At 66.1% G+C, this 1,601-nt stretch carries 1 protein-coding gene; it reads right to left on the bottom strand.

Annotated elements, in window-relative coordinates; translation table 11 throughout:
• On the bottom strand, positions 1-1,601 hold a 1,601-nt coding region (locus EOD07_RS33790), incomplete at both ends, for a diguanylate cyclase (protein WP_127238295.1).

The raw sequence follows: 1,601 nt of genomic DNA, 5'->3' as shown, positions 1-1,601 counted from the left end.
AACAGAGATCGTTTCGGGCGCGATGGCATGCGCGGCGAACTGCTCGCGCATGAAGCCGAGGAACGTCTCGTCGCCGAACGTGGCGCCGGAGAGATTGATCGCGCAGGTGGATACCGGCACCGCCTGCGGATCGGCGAGCCTCGCCGCCAAGATGGCGAAGGTGTTGCGCACCACCCAGCGGTCGATCGCCGGCATCAATCCGTAGCGCTCCGCCGCCGGAATGAAGCTCTGCGGGGTGACGAAGCTGCCGTCCTCGTCGGTCAGCCTCAGCAGGATTTCGATATGCGCGCCTGCCTCGGCGATATCGTCGCGCAGCGGCGCGATCTCCTGCGCGTGCAGCCTGAAGCGGTTCTCGTCCAGCGCGGCATGCAGGCGCTGCACCCAGGCCATCTCGCCGAAGCGCTCACGAAGTGCCGTGTCGCCGTCATTATGGAGCTGGACGCGGTTGCGGCCCTTTTCCTTGGCCATGTAGCAGGCGACGTCGGCGGCGCGCAGCACCTCCTCCAGCGTCATGCCTGCATTGGCGACTTCGACCATGCCGATGCTGACGCTGATGTTGAAGGGACGTCCATCCCAGGAGAAATGCAGATCCTGGACCGTGGCGCGCAACCGCTCGGCGGTCGCCGCGGCGCAGTCGGCATCGCAATCGAAGAGCAGCACGCCGAACTCATCGCCGCCCAGTCTCGCCAGGATGTCGCCGGGCGGCAGCTCGTTGGCGAGCAGCACCGAGATCTGGCGCAGCAGCTGGTCGCCGGCGGCATGGCCACATGTATCGTTGACCAGCTTGAACTGATCGAGGTCGAGATACATCAGCGCGTGCCGGCGCGGCCTTTGCGGCGCTTCGGAGATCGCGCCCGCCAGCCGGTTCTCGAAGTCGCGGCGGTTGACGAGCCCGGTCAGCGCATCATGCGATGCCTGCCACGACAGGCGCTCGATATAGTCCTGCTCGCGCGTCATGTCGTGCAGGGCTAGAACGCACCCCAGGATCGCGCCGGAAACGATCAACGGCGCGCCATTCAGCGCCACGGGCACGACCGAGCCGTCGAGACGCTCCAGAAGCTGCGGGCGCACGTTGGACCGGCGCGGCTCGCCTGCGAGCAGGCGCGTGATCAGATCGGTCTCCTCGACGCCGCTGTCCTTGTCGACGAGCCGGAACAACGAGGCGACCGGTTTGCCCTTGGTGGCGGCCAGCGGGCAGGCGAGCAGCCTCTCCGCTCCGGCATTCATATAGTCCAGCCGCCCCTCGGCATCGGTGCTGATGACGGCCTGGCCGATCGAGGCCAATGTGATCTGAGCGCGCTCGCGCTCGGCATTGAGGGCGTTCTGAAATGCCTGGCGCTGTTTCATCAGCTTGCGCGTGCGCCAGACGGCGAGCAGGATAAGTAGCGCGGCGGTGGCGAGATTGGCCGCCGTCAGCGCCATCTTGATGAAGCGCGATCCCTCGCCGAGACTGTCGGAAAAGGCCTTGGCGAGCGGTCCGATCCGGCGGTCGAGCTGGTGGATTTGCGCCTTCCACAGACCGATCTCGGCTGACGATGCCGGTCCGTTCTCGAGCCTGCGATGCATGTCGTCGCCCAATCTTTCGATGGCGAGGATCATCT

This window comes from Mesorhizobium sp. M2C.T.Ca.TU.002.02.1.1, from assembly GCF_003997225.1.
The sequence above is the reverse complement of the archived record's forward strand: the minus strand, read 5'-3'. Positions and strand labels throughout refer to the sequence as shown.